The organism is Burkholderia anthina, from assembly GCF_902498995.1.
Taxonomy (GTDB): Bacteria; Pseudomonadota; Gammaproteobacteria; order Burkholderiales; family Burkholderiaceae; genus Burkholderia; species Burkholderia anthina.
Map to the genome: position 1 here is coordinate 53,183 of NZ_CABVLY010000037.1, position 13,939 is coordinate 67,121.

The following is a 13,939-nucleotide window of genomic DNA, read 5'->3' on the forward strand; positions in this document are numbered from 1 at the left end:
CACTGCGGGACAACGCGCTGTCTTATTGAAACGCCACTTCCGCAAAGCTCCGCAGTTTGCGGCTATGCAGCTTGTCGAGCCCGTTCGTGCGCAGGATCTCCATCGCCTTCACGCCGATCTGCAGATGCTGGTCGACCTGCCCGCGATAGAACGTGTCGGCCATGCCCGGCAGTTTCAGCTCGCCGTGCAGCGGCTTGTCCGATACGCACAGCAGCGTGCCGTACGGCACGCGGAAGCGGAACCCGTTCGCGGCGATCGTCGCGCTTTCCATGTCGAGCGCGATCGCCCGGCTCTGCGACAGGCGCTGCACGGGCTCGCGGTGATCGCGCAGTTCCCAGTTGCGGTTGTCGACGCTCGCGACCGTCCCCGTGCGCATCACGCGCTTCAGCTCGACGCCTTCGAGCTGCGTGACTTCGGCCACGCCGCGCTCGAGTGCGAGCTGCACTTCGGCGAGCGCCGGGATCGGCACCCACAGCGGCAGGTCGGCGTCGAGCACGTGATCCTCGCGCACGTAACCGTGTGCGAGCACGTAGTCGCCGAGACGCTGCGTGTTGCGCAGGCCCGCGCAGTGACCGAGCATCACCCATGCATGCGGACGCAGCACCGCGATGTGGTCGGTGATCGTCTTCGCATTCGACGGGCCGACGCCGATGTTGACCATCGTGATCCCGCTGCCGTCCGCGCGCTTCAGGTGATACGCGGGCATCTGCGGCAGCCGCGGCGGCGCGGCGCCTTCGGCCGCCTCGCTGCCGAGATTCGCGTTGTACGTGATGACGTCGCCCGGCTCGACGAACGCGCTGTACTGGCTGCGGTACGCACGCACCTCCGGATCGCTGCTTTCGGTCATCAGCATGCGGCCCAGCTTCACGAACTCGTCGATATAGAACTGATAGTTCGTATAGAGCACGTAATTCTGGAAATGCGTGGGCGACGTGGCCGTGTAGTGACGCAGCCGGTGCAGCGAGAAGTCGACGCGCGCGGCGGTAAACAGCGCGAGCGGATGCGGCTCGCCATGCTCGGGCTCGAACGTGCCGTTGACGATGCGGTCGTCGAGATACGACAGATCGGGCGTATCGAAGATGTCGCGCATCGCGAGCAGGCGGTCGCGGTCGAGTTCGCCTTCGAGGTGGATCCCTTCGGGGAACGCAAAGTGGATCGGAATCGGCTGCGACGACACGCCGATCTCGATCTTTACATGGTGGTTCTTCGACAGCAGACGCAGTTGCTCGCGATAGTAGTTCGCGAAGAGATCGGGACGCGTGACGGTGGTCTCGAACACGCCCGGGCCCGCGACGAAACCGTACGAGCGGCGCGAATCGACGTGCGTATTGACTTCGGTGCGGATGCGTACGAACGGATAGCACGCGCGCACGTGCTCGGTGATCGGTTCGTGGCGGCGGTAGCGCGCGAATGCATCGCGCAGGAAACCGGTATTGGTATCGTAGATGGCCGACAGCCGCGCGACGGCGGTGATCGGATCGTCGAATGCTTCGACGGGCGGGCTCTCGGGCGTCAGCACCCGGTGCCGGCGGCTCAAATCGTTCTTCATTTTCATCACCTCGTCTGATCCAACGACATTACCACGGAACCCGGTCGCGCTCATGGCCGCCCGCTTGCACGCAGCTTGCAAACGAAGGCCGGGCGGCGCGCAGTATTTGCTAAAATCGGAAGGTTCACTGGAGACTCATCATGAAGCCGCTCATTCTCGTCGCCGCTGCCGCCGCGTTCGCTGGCACGTTCGCCACCGCCGGCGCCGCCTATGCCGCCGGCAGCACGCCGGCCGCCGACGCGCAGGCCCAGGCCGAGGCCAACGAAGCCGCCGGCCTGCCCGATCTCCGCAAGATCAACCGGCCGGGCGCCGAAGTCACGTCGAAAGTCGATTTCGCCGACATCCGCCGCACGCCGAGCTTCCATGAAAAGAGCAAGAACGGCACCGAGGTCACCGAGTATCGCGATCGCGGCAAGCCGGTCGAGATCGACGTGAAGTCGAACTTCGGCACGCGCTACCAGATGAGCTCGACGCTCGACACGTCGCCGAAGCCGCACGACGCGGGCGTCCCGATCACGCGCCTGCCGTCGGTCAACCTGCGCTACTGATTTCCTGCCGCGCCGCATCGATCCCGATGCGGCGCGGCGGCTCCCCCTTCACCTCCTGTCGCGCTGCACGCCCCGCGCGGGCCGACAACTGACCAGACGCATCTCGCATGGCCGTTTTCACCGCTGTTTCCGACTCCGATCTCGCGCAATGGATGCGCCACTATGAACTGGGCGACGTGCTGGCGTTCCGCGGCATTCCGTCCGGCATCGAAAACAGCAATTTCTTCCTGACGACGACGCGCGGCGAGTACGTCCTCACGATCTTCGAAAAGCTGACGGCGGAACAACTGCCGTTCTACCTGGACCTGATGCGCCATCTGGCCGGCCACGGCGTGCCGGTGCCGGATCCGGTCCCCCGCGACGACGGCGCGCTGTTCGGCGAGTTGCACGGCAAGCCGGCGGCGATCGTCACGAAGCTCGACGGGGCCGCCGAACTCGCACCGGGGGTCGAACACTGCATCGAGGTCGGGCAGATGCTCGCGCGCCTGCACCTGGCCGGCCGCGACTATCCTCGCTACCAGCCGAACCTGCGCAGCCTGCCGTGGTGGCAGGAGAACGTGCCGGCGATCGTCCCGTTCGTCTCGGACGCGCAGCGCACGCTGCTCGAGGGCGAGCTGGCGCATCAGGCCGCATTCTTCGCGTCGGACGATTACGCGGCGCTGCCGAGCGGCCCGTGCCACTGCGACCTGTTCCGCGACAACGTGCTGTTTGCGCACGCGGCGCCCGATACCGGCCATGACGTCCGGCTCGGCGGGTTCTTCGACTTCTATTTCGCCGGCTGCGACAAATGGCTGTTCGACGTCGCGGTCACCGTCAACGACTGGTGCGTCGACCTCGCCACCGGCGTGCTCGACGTCGCGCGCGCGGACGCGCTGGTGCGCGCGTACCAGACGGTGCGCCCGTTCACGGCCGAGGAACGCCGCCACTGGCGCGACATGCTGCGCGCCGGCGCGTACCGCTTCTGGGTATCGCGCCTGTACGACTTCTACCTGCCGCGTGCGGCCGAAATGCTCAAACCGCACGACCCCGGCCATTTCGAACGCATCCTGCGTGAGCGTATTGCCCATACGCCCGCGCTTCCCGAGATCCACACCGCATGCAACTGATCGAAGTGCCCGCGAAAGCGGGCTATGTCTGGTTCCGTCAAGGCATCTGGCTGTTCCGCCGGAACCCGCTCGCGTTCATCACGCTGTTCTTCACGTACCTGCTGGCGATCACGCTGGTGTCGATGGTGCCGGTGGTCGGCGCGGCGCTGCCGCTGCTGTTCATCCCCGGCATCGCGGTCGGCTTCATGGCCGCGTGCCGCGACACGGTGGCCGGCAAACCGGTGATGCCGACGATCCTCATCGACGGCTTCCGCTCGTACGGCCCGGCCACGACGCAGCGGCTGCTCGTGCTCGGCGTCGTCTATGTCGCGCTGATGGTGCTGGTGTTCGCCGGTTCGTCGATCGTGGACGGCGGCGCCCTGCTCCACATGATGCTGGGCACGACGGGCGACCCGAGCACCACGCCGGAAGCGCTCGCCGCGCAAGGCACGCTCGGCGCACTGCTCCTCGCGACGCTGCTCTACGCGCCGGTCGCGATGCTGTTCTGGTTCGCACCCGTGCTCACCGCGTGGCATGACATTCCGCCCGCCAAGGCGCTGTTCTTCAGCATCGTCAGCTGCTGGCGCAATCGCGGCGCATTCGTCGTGTACGGCCTGCTGTGGTTCGGCGTCGCGCTCGGCACGTCGTTCGGCCTGTCGCTGCTGCTGCAGGCGCTCGGCGCCGGCGCCTACGGGCTGACGATCATGATGCCGGTGACGATCATCATCGTCACGATGATGTACTGCTCCTTTTACGCGACCTATCGCGGCTGCTTCGGCGTGCAGGAACCGGGCGGCCCGACGCCCGCGTCGGGCCGCTGAGCCCGGCATCGGCCGGCGCGCGTCGCCGGCCGCCCTTCCCCGCCCGGGCCGGGCGTTGCCGGCGGCCCGTCCAGCCCGCCACCGTTTGCCCGTCTCCCCTGTTCAACCGAATCATTTGCGCGCAAAATAATTTGTGTGCAAATCGTTAGCGCGTCCGACGCGCCGCCCGAATCATGGACCGTCTGCCCCCATTACCCCAGACGCTCGACGAGCAACTCTGCTTCGCGCTGTATGCCACGTCGCATGCGATGACGAAGGCGTACAAGCCGTTGCTCGACAAGCTGTCGCTGACCTACCCCCAATATCTGGCGATGCTCGTGCTGTGGGAACGCGACGACATCGCGGTGAAGGACATCGCGGGCCGGCTCGACCTCGACCCGGCCACCGTCACGCCGCTGCTGAAACGGCTCGAGGCGCTCGGCTATGTCGAGCGCGTGCGCAGCGCGACCGACGAGCGCGTCGTGAACGTGCGCGTGACGGCGGAAGGACGCGCGCTGAAGGACAAGGCGCGCTCGGTACCCGCCGATCTCTTTTGCGCGATGCAGCAAACACCCGAATTCCTGGTGCGGCTGCGCGCGGATCTCCAGCAACTGCGCAGCGCGCTGTCGGACGCCAACGAAAGCTGACGCACCGCGCCGCCAACGGGCCCGGCACTGTCGGGCTTTTTCTTTAAAATTTCATTTGCACACAAATCATTTGTGTTCTATATTTTCTTCGTGGCCGGCGACACCCCGTCCGACCGGACCGCTTTCCTCCCTTTCCTTCGACAGGAGCTGCACGATGAACATTCTGTACAAGACGAGCGCCACGAGCACGGGCGGCCGCGACGGCCGCGCGGTATCCGCCGACAACAAGCTGGAAGTGAAGCTGGCCGCGCCGCGCGAGCTCGGCGGCACGGGCGCCGAAGGCACGAATCCGGAGCAGCTCTTTGCCGCAGGCTACTCGGCCTGTTTCCTGAGCGCGATGAAATTCGTCGCCGGCCAGAACAAGCAAGCGCTGCCGGCCGACACGCAGGTCACGGCAGAAGTGGGCATCGGCCCGAACGATGCAGGCGGCTTCGGGCTGGACATCGAGCTGCGCGTGTCGCTGCCCGGTCTCGACAAGGCCGACGCGCAGGCGCTGGTCGACAAGGCGCACCAGGTGTGCCCGTACTCGAACGCCACGCGCAACAACGTGCCGGTACGCCTGACGGTCGTCTGACGCGACGCACGGCGCCAAATGCAAAAAGGGCGTGTGCGGCTTGTGCCGCACACGCCCTTTTGCGTAATTCTCGGGGCCGACTGACGAGCCGGCCCGTGCCGCGCTGCTTAACGCGAGCCGAACGAGAACGGACGGCCCATCGCCGCTTCGCGATCGATCTTGCGCATACGGAATTCGAGATCGTAGATGTCGGTCGCTTCGGACAGGTACGCTTCGGCGCGCTCTTTCGAGGCCTTCTCGGCGTTCTTGGTCAGCATCAGGAAGAGGTGGCTCAGCAGGTACATGTTCGATCTCGCAATCCAAAGGTTCTTTGACTAGGGTTTTCCCGAATTATAGGGAAAACCCTAAACTTTGGCTAGCATCGATCAGACGGTGCGTCGTTCGGTCGCCACAGTTCGGCGATTCTGTTCGAAAAAGGACCAGATCATGGCGCTCGCATCGGGGCCGACGGCCGCGTGAAACGGCACGGCTTCGTCGCCGCCCGCCCACGCATGATCAAGCCCTTTCACGTGACACAGCCGCACGACCGGTTCGCCGTCGCGGCGCACGTCGGTGATCTGCGCGCCCGCCTCGCGCGTCTCCGCGCGGTCGCCGCCGCGCAGCGCGCCGCGGCTGTCCGCGAGCCCGTTCAGGCGCATGAACTGCACGGTCAACTGATCGGCGTTCTTCGGCGCGACGACATGGTCGCCGTCGCCCTGCACGATCAGCGCGGGCATGCCCGGATGCGAACCGGGGTCGACCAGCGCATCGACGGCCGCAGCCGGGTTCAGCCGCAGACCGCGCCGCATCACATCCATCGCGCTGATCCCGGAATTCGCCTCGCCGAGCGCCGGGCCCGAATGCAGCGCGACCGCCGCGAAGCGGTCGGGATGGTGCAGCGCGAGCAGCGACGCGAGGCCCGCGCCGGCCGACAGGCCCGCGACGTACACGCGCGACGCGTCGAAACCGCGCTCGTCGACGAGCGCGTCGACGAGCGACGCGACCGCGTCCGCTTCGCCGCGGCCCGCGCGGTCGGTGTCTTCGTACCAGTGCCAGCAGCCGTGCGCGTGCGCGCGCAGCGATTGCTCGGGATACAGCACCGCGAAACCGTGCTTGTCGGCCAGCAGGTTCATCCGGGTGCCCTGCGCGAACTCGTCGGCCGATTGCTGGCAGCCGTGCAGCATCACGACGAGCGGCATCGCGCCGCGCCGACGGCCTGGCGGCACGTAGAGGCCATATGCAAGCTGCTGGACCAGGCGGCCGAGCGCCGGCGCCATCGGATGCTCGCCGCGCGTCCATTCGCCGGCCGCCCACGCCGCCGCGCGAGGCCGCACGCGCGATTCGCGCGGCGGGGACAGATCAGCGGCAGCGGACGACGCCGCGGCCTCGAGCGTATCGCGCGTGATCCGCTGGGCATCGCGCGCCGCACGTTTGGCAGCCGGAGACAGCATGCGTTTCACGCCGCCCAGCCATACCTTCGTCAGACTTTTGGTCATCGATCGGGCTCGCAGTCAGGAAAAATGGGGACACCACACAGGGTGCATCGTTCGCGTTTGTGCAATGCACCATAACACTGTTTCTGGGATTTTTCCTGCACGCGGATAGTTCCCCGCGCCGCGAAAAACGGGCCCCGAGCACACGCGGCGCTATACTCGGGTCTGGCCGCTTGTATCCGTTGTAGTCGTTCTTTCCGGCTCGCGCGTTGATTTAAGCATTCGTCCCGCCTCTGCCTGCTCCCTTCCCGATGTTCGACCTGTCCTCTCACCTGTGGATCATGATCACCGCATTCGGCGGCGCCGGCCTGACGTTGCCGCTCGCGGTCACGATCGCTGTCTGGCTAGCGCTCGGCTACTCGTGGCAGCGTTCGGTCGCGTGGCTGGGGGTGCTCGCGGCCGCGATCGCGGTCGTCGCGCTCACGAAGATCGCGTTCCTCGGCTGGGGCATCGGCATCCGCTCGTGGGACTTCACGGGCTTCAGCGGCCACGCGATGCTGTCGACGTCGGTGTATCCCGTCGCGATCTTCCTCGCGCTGATCCGCACGCGCGCGCCGGCCCGGATCGCCGGCATCGCGCTCGGGCTCGCGGCCGGCATCGCGGTCGGCGTGTCGCGCGTCGCGCTGGATGCCCATTCGCCATCCGAATCGATCACCGGCTGCATCGTCGGCGCGATCGCCGCGATCGCGTTCATCGCCGGTTCGTGGCGCGCCATGCCGCACCGCTGGTCGGTGCCGGCCGTGGTCGCGAGCCTCGCCCTCGTCACGGTCGCGCTGCACGGCATCACGGTTCCGTCGCACCGCTGGGTCACCAAGGTCGCGCTGGAGTTGTCGGGGCACGAGCGCCCGTTCGTCCGCGCGCGCTGGAAAGCCAATCCGAACTACCGGCCGGCGTCGCAGCCGTCGTCGCTGCAGCGCAGCGAATCGGCGGCGGCATTGCTGCACGCGTGACGGGCCGCGCGAGCGTCATTCCCGCCCGCTCTCAAGTCTGACGATTTCATGTGCGCCGTCACATGAACGGTATGTCGAGCGTTATAACCCGCCCTATATTACGATTACGGTTTTCCACCATTCAAACGATCAGACCATGCGCTCAACCGTTCGCCCGCTTCGCCGCACCCTGCTCCGCTTTCTGCCGATCGCCACGCTTGCCGCCGGGATCGCGTTCAGCGCACCGGCTTCCGCTGCCGACGAACTGGTCGTCTCGGCAGCCGCAAGCCTGACGAACGCGTTCAAGGCCGTCGGCGACGCTTACCAGAAGCAGCATCCGGACACCAAGGTGCTGTTCAACTTCGGCGCGTCGGACGTGCTGATGCAGCAGATCGCCAAGGGCGCACCGGCCGACGTGTTCGCGTCCGCCGACCAGAAGGCGATGGATCGCGCGGTCAGCGAAAACGTCATCGTGCCCGGCACGCGCCGCGATTTCGCCGCGAACTCGCTCGTGCTGATCGTGCCGGCCGACAGCCACGCGGCCGCGCCGACGTCGCTGAACGACCTGACGGCGCCGGGCGTGAAGCGTGTCGCGTACGGCGACCCGGCGTCGGTGCCGGTCGGCCGCTACACCGAAGGCGCGCTGCGCGCGGCGGGCGTGTGGGACGCCATCAGCGCGAAGGGCGTGCTGGCCGCGAACGTGCGCCAGAGCCTCGATTACGTCGCGCGCGGCGAAGTCGACGCGGGCTTCGTGTTCGGCACCGACGCGGCGATCATGCCCGGCCGCGTGAAGGTCGCACTGACCGTGCCGACGCAAACGGCCATCACCTATCCGATCGCGGTGGTCAAGGACAGCCGCCATGCCGCGCAGGCGCAGTCGTTCATCGACTTCGTCGCGTCGCCGCAGGGCCAGGCCGTGCTGTCGACGTTCGGTTTCAAGCCCGCGAGCAAGTGAGCGTAGCGTGATGCAGGACGCCTGGGTACCGCTGCTGCTGTCGCTGAAGGTCGCCGGCTGGGCGACCGCGCTCGACATCGTGCTCGGCGTCGCGGCCGCCTTCGTGCTCGCACGCTGGCGCTCGCCGATGCGCGACGTCGTCGATTCGCTGCTGACGCTGCCGCTCGTGCTGCCGCCGACGGTGCTCGGCTACTACCTGCTCGTGCTGCTCGGCCGGCGTGGCGTATTCGGCGCATGGCTCGACAGGCTCGGCATCGAGCTCGTCTTCACGTGGCAGGGCGCGGTGATCGCATCGATGGTCGTCGCGTTCCCGCTGATCCTGAAGTCGGCGCGCACCGCGTTCGAGAACGTCGATCCGCATCTCGAGCGCGCGGCGCGCACGCTCGGGCTCGGCGAAGCCGCGGTGTTCTTCCGCGTGACGCTGCCGCTCGCCACGCGCGGCATCCTCGCCGGTGCGCTGCTCGCGTTCGCGCGCGCGCTCGGCGAATTCGGCGCGACGCTGATGATCGCCGGCAACCTGCCCGGCCGCACGCAGACGCTGTCGGTCGCGATCTATGCCGCCGTGCAGGCCGGCGACGACAACACCGCCAACTTCCTCGTGCTCGTGACGTCGATCACCTGCGTGCTCGTGTTGCTTGCGACCGGCTGGCTCGTGCCGTCGCGGGCCGGCCGGAGCCAACTGACATGACGCGCGCGTCACATCCGCGTCGTTCGGCCGCGCGCCGCATGACGATCCGCCTTTCCGCCACGCGCGGCGCGGCACGACGGAGGCCCGCATGAGCGTCTCCGTCGATATCCGCAAGACCTACGCGAACGCCGAGCGCCGCTTCACGCTCGACGTGTCGTTTACCGCCACCACGCAGCGCGTCGTGCTGTTCGGGCCGTCCGGCGCGGGCAAGAGCATGACGCTGCAGGCGATCGCCGGCCTGCTGTCGCCCGACGAAGGCACGGTCACGCTGAACGGCGAACCGCTGTTCGATGCCGCACGCGGCATCGACGTGCCGACGCGCGCACGCCGCGTCGCCTACCTGTTCCAGGACTACGCGCTGTTTCCGCACCTGAACGTGCGCCAGAACATCGCATTCGGACTCACGCCGGGCCTGCGCAATCCGCGCGCGAAAACGGTGCCGCCCGAAGTCGCGTACTGGCTGCACGCGTTCGAACTCGACAAGCTCGCCGGGCAGTTTCCGTCGCAGTTGTCGGGCGGACAGAAGCAGCGCGTCGCGCTTGCGCGCGCGCTGGTCGCTCAACCGCGCATCCTGCTGCTCGACGAGCCGTTCTCGGCGCTCGACGGCGCGATGCGCCAGCGCATGCGTCACGAGCTCGCGGAACTGCAGGCGCGGCTCGACATCCCGATGGTACTCATCTCGCACGACCCCGACGACGTCGCCGCGTTCGGCGACCAGGTCGTGCAATTGAGCGAAGGACGCGTGCAGGCGGCGACGCCGCACGCCGAGTGGCCGACGCACGTCACCTGAGCGCGCGAAGGCAGTGGCCCTGGCAGCCACGTTGGAGCCTGAGAGAAGCCGTACTGGCGGCATAAGTTGCAACCGGGATCGAAGCCGGCGCCTCGCCCCCCGGGCTGCGCCGGTTTCGCCTCCGTCCGGACGCGGCTACGGCAAAGGCCCGCGCCGCCGCGTATGGTCAGCCCGTCACCGCCAGAATCACGCTCGATGCCTTGAACAACGCGATCGCGCGCCGGCCCGCGTCGAGCCGCAACGCATCGACGCTGTCGTTCGTGACGACGGCCGTGAGCGTCCCGCCGCCATCGAGCGCAAGCGTCACCTCGCTGTTCACCGCACCTGCCGCAACGGCGTCGACCATACCGCGCAACTGGTTGCGCGCGGACACTGTCAACGCTTCGGCCCCTGCTTCGCCGTCGTCGTCGACGGCCAGCACGACCCACGACGCCTTCACGAGCGCGCACGCATCCGCGCCGGGCTGCAAGCCGAGCCCGTCGGCGCTTTCGTGCGTGAGCACCGCGACGATCGCCTGCCCGCCGGGCAGCACGAGCGTCACTTCGTCGTTGATCGTGCCGCGCACGATCGCTTCGACCTTGCCGAACAACTGGTTGCGCGCGCTCGTCTTCATCCCGATCCGGCCGATCAGCGCCCAGTCGACGTCGAAACCGGCCACCGCCGCGCCGGCCGCGTCGATGAAGCGGCGATGCTCGCGCTCGATCGTGCGGAACGCGGCGATCAGCGACGTCGCGCGCGGCGTCAGCGTCGTGCCGCCGCCGCCCTTGCCGCCCGTCGAACGCATCACGAGCGGTTCGCCGGCGAGATTGTTCATCGTATCGATCGCATCCCAGGCGGCCTTGTAGCTGAGACCGACGGACTTTGCCGCGCGCGTGATCGAACCGGTGTCGCCGACCGCCGCGAGCAGCGCGATGCGGGTGGCGCCGCCGAGCGTCTGCGCGCCCGCGCGCAACCATAGTTCGCCGCCCAGTTCGAGCGGTTCGGTAGCAGAGGAAGGAGGCAACGCGTCGGTCATCGGTCTGGTCGAAGAAAACGGGGAGTCATTATAGTGAGCGCGCACCGCTCAACCCGACTTCCCGTCGAGCCGCGGCGGACGCAGGCTCGCGAGCAGCGTCTCGGCGTCGCGCGCCGCACGTTGCTCGAGTGCGGCCCCGTAGCCGCGCACGAAACCGAGCTGGTACGCGGGCGCCGCCAGTTGTTCGAGATGGTGCAGCGCGACCATCGTGTCGTTCGCCTCGCCCAGCACGCTCTGCACGCGCGCGAGCGTCTTGACCGTCTCGTTGCGCGTGCGGCGCGACGCCAGCGACGCGAAGAATTCGAGCGCGTAGCGCAGCCGCTTCGCATCGATCCGCACCTGGTGCCGCGCGGCCGTGTCGAGCGACGTGAGCGACGGCGACGCATACAGATGGCCGAACAGCCGGCGCACGCGCTTGGTCGCGTGACGCCGCAGCGACGGGGTATCGTCGCCTTCCGCGGACGGCAGCGCGAGCGTGCTCAGCCATTCGAGCCAGCCCAGCGTCAGTCGCGCATAGCGCGCGGAATGCAGGGCCTGCCGCAATTCGACGCGCGCGGCCGCCGCCTGCGCACGCGCGGCGTCGAGCGTGCCGTTCCAGTCGGCGCTGCCGCCGTCGACCGCGATCAGCGCGGGCAGGCTCTCGGTCGAGAATACGTCCCAGTCGCGCACCGTGCCGAGCAGCGCGGCGAGCCAGCGCAGGTCGACGCCGAACGTGTCCTGCCATTGCTCGTCCGCGAAGCGCGGAAAGAAGCGCATCAGCGTGCGCAACCGGCGCAGCGCGACGCGCATCTGGTGCACGAATTCGGGATCGTCGCGATCGAGTACGCCGCCTTCGTTGCCGAGCCATTGCGCGACGATGTCGCCGGACAGCGCGAACAGCGCGGCGCGCTGCGTGCGGATACCGGTCAGGTCGACGAGTTGCGCCTTGACCGGCTCGGCGACGGCGGACTCGCCCGCGCACGCGCGATCGATGACGCTGGTCAGTTGCACGAACGCGGGCCACGCGCCGCTCAGCTCGCGCGCGGCGGCGAACAGCGCATGCAATGCGGCTGCGCGCGCGGGCGGCGTTTCCCAATCGGGCGCCGCGAGACGCAGCTCGACGTGACGGCGCGGCGGCTCGGTGCCGCCATGCAGCGCGATGTCGTCGAGCGTCATCTCGACCACCACGCCGCTGTCGTCCGCCCATCGCCCGCGCCGCCGCTCGCTCACGAGCTGCAACGGCGGCGGCCCGGACGACGCGGCGAGCGCCGCTTCGTCCACCGCACCGGTGCTCGCGCGATCGCGCTCATCCGTTGCGTCCGCCGATCCGGTGTCTGCCTGCGCCGCCGGCTCCGGCATCGCAACGACGATACCCGCATGCTCGGCGTCGAACAGCTCGCGCTCCGTGACACCCGGCGCGAATGCCTTCGTGCGGGACGCGACGACCCGGCGCCCCTGCGCATTCGACTCGACCCACGTCCACCAGCGCTCGCCGGGGTTCGGCTCGGCCTCCTCGATCTGGCACGGCTCGATCGTCACGCGCTCCTGGCCGCGGCGCATGCGCACCTGCGGACAGATCCGCCACGCGCGGACGAGTTCGGCACCGAAGTCGCGCTGCGCGCCTCGGGCCCGGCTTCCCGCCTTGACCGGCCAACCTTCCAACGACAGGCACAACACGATTTCCAGCACACGCGACATGGAGACTCCTGCACATGAAGAATCGCCGGCGCATGCCCGGTGCCGGCGTCGTCCGTGAAGCAGCTTCCATAGTACACGGCGCGAAAACGCGCGGGCGACGATCCGGCCCCTGTCGCCCTGTCATGCATCAAACGACGTATTGCGCGATGCCGTTGCCGAACGACCAGTCCTCCTTCAGCACCTCGACGAGGCTGATGAAGACGTCCTGCTGCCGCACGCCGGGCTGCCGCGCGAGGTTTTCCGCGATCGTCCGGTACAGCGCCTGTTTCTGCTCGAGCGTGCGCGTGTTGTTCGCGGTGATCTGGATCATCACGAGATCGTCGCTGCGTTCGATATCGAGGTAATGGCGGCCGAATACGAAGTTCTCGGCCGAATGCTCGGTCACGACCATGAAGATGTCGTCCTCGGGCACGTTGAACGTGTGCATCAGCGCGCGATGCACGCCGTCGACGAGCGCCGCGCGATAGGCGGCCGGTTTGCCTTCGCGCACTGCGATACGGGTGAATGGCATGGTGCTGCTCCTTTCGGTGACGTTGAAAAAACGAGAACGCCACGTCAGGTTAGGCGCGCTTAACTATAATGAACAGTCATCGATCAATATTTCATTCATTTACATTCGAAATGAAAGTCCTCGACCTCGATGCGGTTCGCGCGTTCGTGCTGGTGGCCGATCTCGCCAGCTTCACGCGCGCCGCCGACGCGCTCGGCACGACGCAGTCGGCCGTCAGCCTGAAACTGAAGCGGCTGGAAACCCACCTCGGCAAGCCGCTGCTCGCGCGTACGCCGCGCGTCGTCAAGCTCGCGGCCGACGGCGAGAACTTCCTGCCGGCCGCGCGCGCGCTGCTCGACGCGCACGATCACGCGCTCGGCACGATTTCCGCCGGCACGCATCGCCTGTCGCTCGGTGTCAGCGAACACGTCGCGGTGCCGGACCTGCCGGCCGTGCTGACCAGCCTGCACCGGCAGGATCCGGGGCTGTCGCTCGAAATGCATCTGGGAACGTCGTCGAACCTGCTCGTGCAGTACGACGAGCGGCGGCTCGACGCGGTGATCGTCCGGCACGAACCCGGCGAGGATCCGCCGCGCGACGACGGCACGCTGCTGTTTACCGAGCCGCTCGCATGGCTCGCCGCGCCCGACTGGGCGCCGCGCGCGGGCGAGCCGCTGCCGCTCGCGGTGCTGGCCGGCCCGTGCGGCGTGCGTGCCGCCG

16 protein-coding genes are annotated in these 13,939 nt (G+C 68.0%); 10 read left to right on the forward strand and 6 right to left on the reverse strand.

Annotated elements, in window-relative coordinates:
• Positions 1 to 22: 22 nt before the first annotated feature.
• A complete protein-coding gene (locus BME24068_RS32040; RefSeq protein ID WP_096504153.1) occupies positions 23 to 1,549 on the reverse strand; it encodes an AMP nucleosidase in 1,527 nt (508 codons plus the stop codon).
• A gap of 140 nt (positions 1,550 to 1,689) precedes the next feature.
• Here BME24068_RS32040 and BME24068_RS32045 point away from each other — a divergent pair, with 140 nt between their 5' ends.
• The 5 genes from BME24068_RS32045 (at position 1,690) to BME24068_RS32065 (ending at position 5,203) form a co-directional block, all read left to right on the forward strand.
• Positions 1,690 to 2,097, forward strand: coding sequence for a hypothetical protein (locus tag BME24068_RS32045; protein WP_096504099.1), 408 nt, complete (start codon positions 1,690 to 1,692; stop codon positions 2,095 to 2,097).
• Between the two features lie 107 nt (positions 2,098 to 2,204).
• A complete protein-coding gene (locus BME24068_RS32050; RefSeq protein ID WP_096504101.1) occupies positions 2,205 to 3,203 on the forward strand; it encodes a homoserine kinase in 999 nt (332 codons plus the stop codon).
• A complete protein-coding gene (locus tag BME24068_RS32055) occupies positions 3,194 to 4,003 on the forward strand; it encodes a BPSS1780 family membrane protein (protein ID WP_174928481.1) in 810 nt (269 codons plus the stop codon). The genes BME24068_RS32050 and BME24068_RS32055 overlap by 10 nt, the downstream gene beginning before the upstream one ends.
• Before the next feature lie 173 nt (positions 4,004 to 4,176).
• The gene (locus tag BME24068_RS32060; RefSeq protein ID WP_096504105.1) at positions 4,177 to 4,629 is read left to right on the forward strand and encodes a MarR family winged helix-turn-helix transcriptional regulator; all 453 of its coding nucleotides are present in this window, start codon (positions 4,177 to 4,179) and stop codon (positions 4,627 to 4,629) included.
• Between the two features lie 154 nt (positions 4,630 to 4,783).
• Positions 4,784 to 5,203: an organic hydroperoxide resistance protein gene (locus tag BME24068_RS32065; RefSeq protein WP_096504107.1), complete on the forward strand. Its 420-nt coding sequence runs from the start codon at positions 4,784 to 4,786 to the stop codon at positions 5,201 to 5,203.
• 107 nt (positions 5,204 to 5,310) lie between these two features.
• On the opposite strand, the gene BME24068_RS32070 is transcribed toward BME24068_RS32065, so the two are convergent.
• Positions 5,311 to 5,487, reverse strand: a complete 177-nt coding sequence (locus BME24068_RS32070) for a DUF3563 family protein (RefSeq protein ID WP_096504109.1) — start codon at positions 5,485 to 5,487, stop codon at positions 5,311 to 5,313.
• Between the two features lie 81 nt (positions 5,488 to 5,568).
• Positions 5,569 to 6,678, reverse strand: coding sequence for an extracellular catalytic domain type 1 short-chain-length polyhydroxyalkanoate depolymerase (locus BME24068_RS32075; protein WP_174928482.1), 1,110 nt, complete (start codon positions 6,676 to 6,678; stop codon positions 5,569 to 5,571).
• Positions 6,679 to 6,926: 248 nt separating this feature from the next.
• Between BME24068_RS32075 and BME24068_RS32080 the strand changes: the two genes are divergently transcribed.
• The 4 genes from BME24068_RS32080 to BME24068_RS32095 all read left to right on the forward strand — a co-directional run bounded on the left by BME24068_RS32080 (position 6,927) and on the right by BME24068_RS32095 (position 10,037).
• Positions 6,927 to 7,625 carry a phosphatase PAP2 family protein gene (locus tag BME24068_RS32080; RefSeq protein WP_174928483.1) on the forward strand — a complete coding sequence of 233 codons (699 nt, stop codon included), beginning with the start codon at positions 6,927 to 6,929 and terminating at the stop codon, positions 7,623 to 7,625.
• A 136-nt stretch (positions 7,626 to 7,761) separates the two neighbouring features.
• Positions 7,762 to 8,559, forward strand: coding sequence for a molybdate ABC transporter substrate-binding protein (gene modA / locus BME24068_RS32085; RefSeq protein ID WP_174928484.1), 798 nt, complete (start codon positions 7,762 to 7,764; stop codon positions 8,557 to 8,559).
• Between the two features lie 10 nt (positions 8,560 to 8,569).
• Complete coding sequence (modB, locus tag BME24068_RS32090) at positions 8,570 to 9,247, forward strand: molybdate ABC transporter permease subunit (protein ID WP_174928491.1); 678 nt, start codon at positions 8,570 to 8,572, stop codon at positions 9,245 to 9,247.
• A gap of 88 nt (positions 9,248 to 9,335) precedes the next feature.
• Positions 9,336 to 10,037 carry a sulfate/molybdate ABC transporter ATP-binding protein gene (locus BME24068_RS32095; RefSeq protein ID WP_174928485.1) on the forward strand — a complete coding sequence of 234 codons (702 nt, stop codon included), beginning with the start codon at positions 9,336 to 9,338 and terminating at the stop codon, positions 10,035 to 10,037.
• 166 nt (positions 10,038 to 10,203) lie between these two features.
• On the opposite strand, the gene BME24068_RS32100 is transcribed toward BME24068_RS32095, so the two are convergent.
• The 3 genes from BME24068_RS32100 to BME24068_RS32110 form a co-directional block, all read right to left on the reverse strand.
• Entirely contained in the window at positions 10,204 to 11,052 is an 849-nt protein-coding gene (locus BME24068_RS32100; protein WP_174928486.1) for a TOBE domain-containing protein, read from the reverse strand.
• Between the two features lie 48 nt (positions 11,053 to 11,100).
• Complete coding sequence (locus BME24068_RS32105; RefSeq protein ID WP_174928487.1) at positions 11,101 to 12,729, reverse strand: CHAD domain-containing protein; 1,629 nt, start codon at positions 12,727 to 12,729, stop codon at positions 11,101 to 11,103.
• A gap of 127 nt (positions 12,730 to 12,856) precedes the next feature.
• The gene (locus BME24068_RS32110; RefSeq protein ID WP_057924044.1) at positions 12,857 to 13,240 is read right to left on the reverse strand and encodes a tautomerase family protein; all 384 of its coding nucleotides are present in this window, start codon (positions 13,238 to 13,240) and stop codon (positions 12,857 to 12,859) included.
• A gap of 110 nt (positions 13,241 to 13,350) precedes the next feature.
• Between BME24068_RS32110 and BME24068_RS32115 the strand changes: the two genes are divergently transcribed.
• On the forward strand, positions 13,351 to 13,939 hold a 589-nt coding region (locus tag BME24068_RS32115; RefSeq protein ID WP_174928488.1), incomplete at its 3' end, for a LysR family transcriptional regulator.

Coding starts and splice junctions, on each gene's coding strand:
- BME24068_RS32040 (WP_096504153.1), bottom strand. CDS start 1,549: ATGAAGAACGATTTGAGCCGCCGGCACCGGGTGCTGACGCCCGAGAGC.
- BME24068_RS32045 (WP_096504099.1), top strand. CDS start 1,690: ATGAAGCCGCTCATTCTCGTCGCCGCTGCCGCCGCGTTCGCTGGCACG.
- BME24068_RS32050 (WP_096504101.1), top strand. CDS start 2,205: ATGGCCGTTTTCACCGCTGTTTCCGACTCCGATCTCGCGCAATGGATG.
- BME24068_RS32055 (WP_174928481.1), top strand. CDS start 3,194: ATGCAACTGATCGAAGTGCCCGCGAAAGCGGGCTATGTCTGGTTCCGT.
- BME24068_RS32060 (WP_096504105.1), top strand. CDS start 4,177: ATGGACCGTCTGCCCCCATTACCCCAGACGCTCGACGAGCAACTCTGC.
- BME24068_RS32065 (WP_096504107.1), top strand. CDS start 4,784: ATGAACATTCTGTACAAGACGAGCGCCACGAGCACGGGCGGCCGCGAC.
- BME24068_RS32070 (WP_096504109.1), bottom strand. CDS start 5,487: ATGTACCTGCTGAGCCACCTCTTCCTGATGCTGACCAAGAACGCCGAG.
- BME24068_RS32075 (WP_174928482.1), bottom strand. CDS start 6,678: ATGACCAAAAGTCTGACGAAGGTATGGCTGGGCGGCGTGAAACGCATG.
- BME24068_RS32080 (WP_174928483.1), top strand. CDS start 6,927: ATGTTCGACCTGTCCTCTCACCTGTGGATCATGATCACCGCATTCGGC.
- modA (WP_174928484.1), top strand. CDS start 7,762: ATGCGCTCAACCGTTCGCCCGCTTCGCCGCACCCTGCTCCGCTTTCTG.
- modB (WP_174928491.1), top strand. CDS start 8,570: ATGCAGGACGCCTGGGTACCGCTGCTGCTGTCGCTGAAGGTCGCCGGC.
- BME24068_RS32095 (WP_174928485.1), top strand. CDS start 9,336: ATGAGCGTCTCCGTCGATATCCGCAAGACCTACGCGAACGCCGAGCGC.
- BME24068_RS32100 (WP_174928486.1), bottom strand. CDS start 11,052: ATGACCGACGCGTTGCCTCCTTCCTCTGCTACCGAACCGCTCGAACTG.
- BME24068_RS32105 (WP_174928487.1), bottom strand. CDS start 12,729: ATGTCGCGTGTGCTGGAAATCGTGTTGTGCCTGTCGTTGGAAGGTTGG.
- BME24068_RS32110 (WP_057924044.1), bottom strand. CDS start 13,240: ATGCCATTCACCCGTATCGCAGTGCGCGAAGGCAAACCGGCCGCCTAT.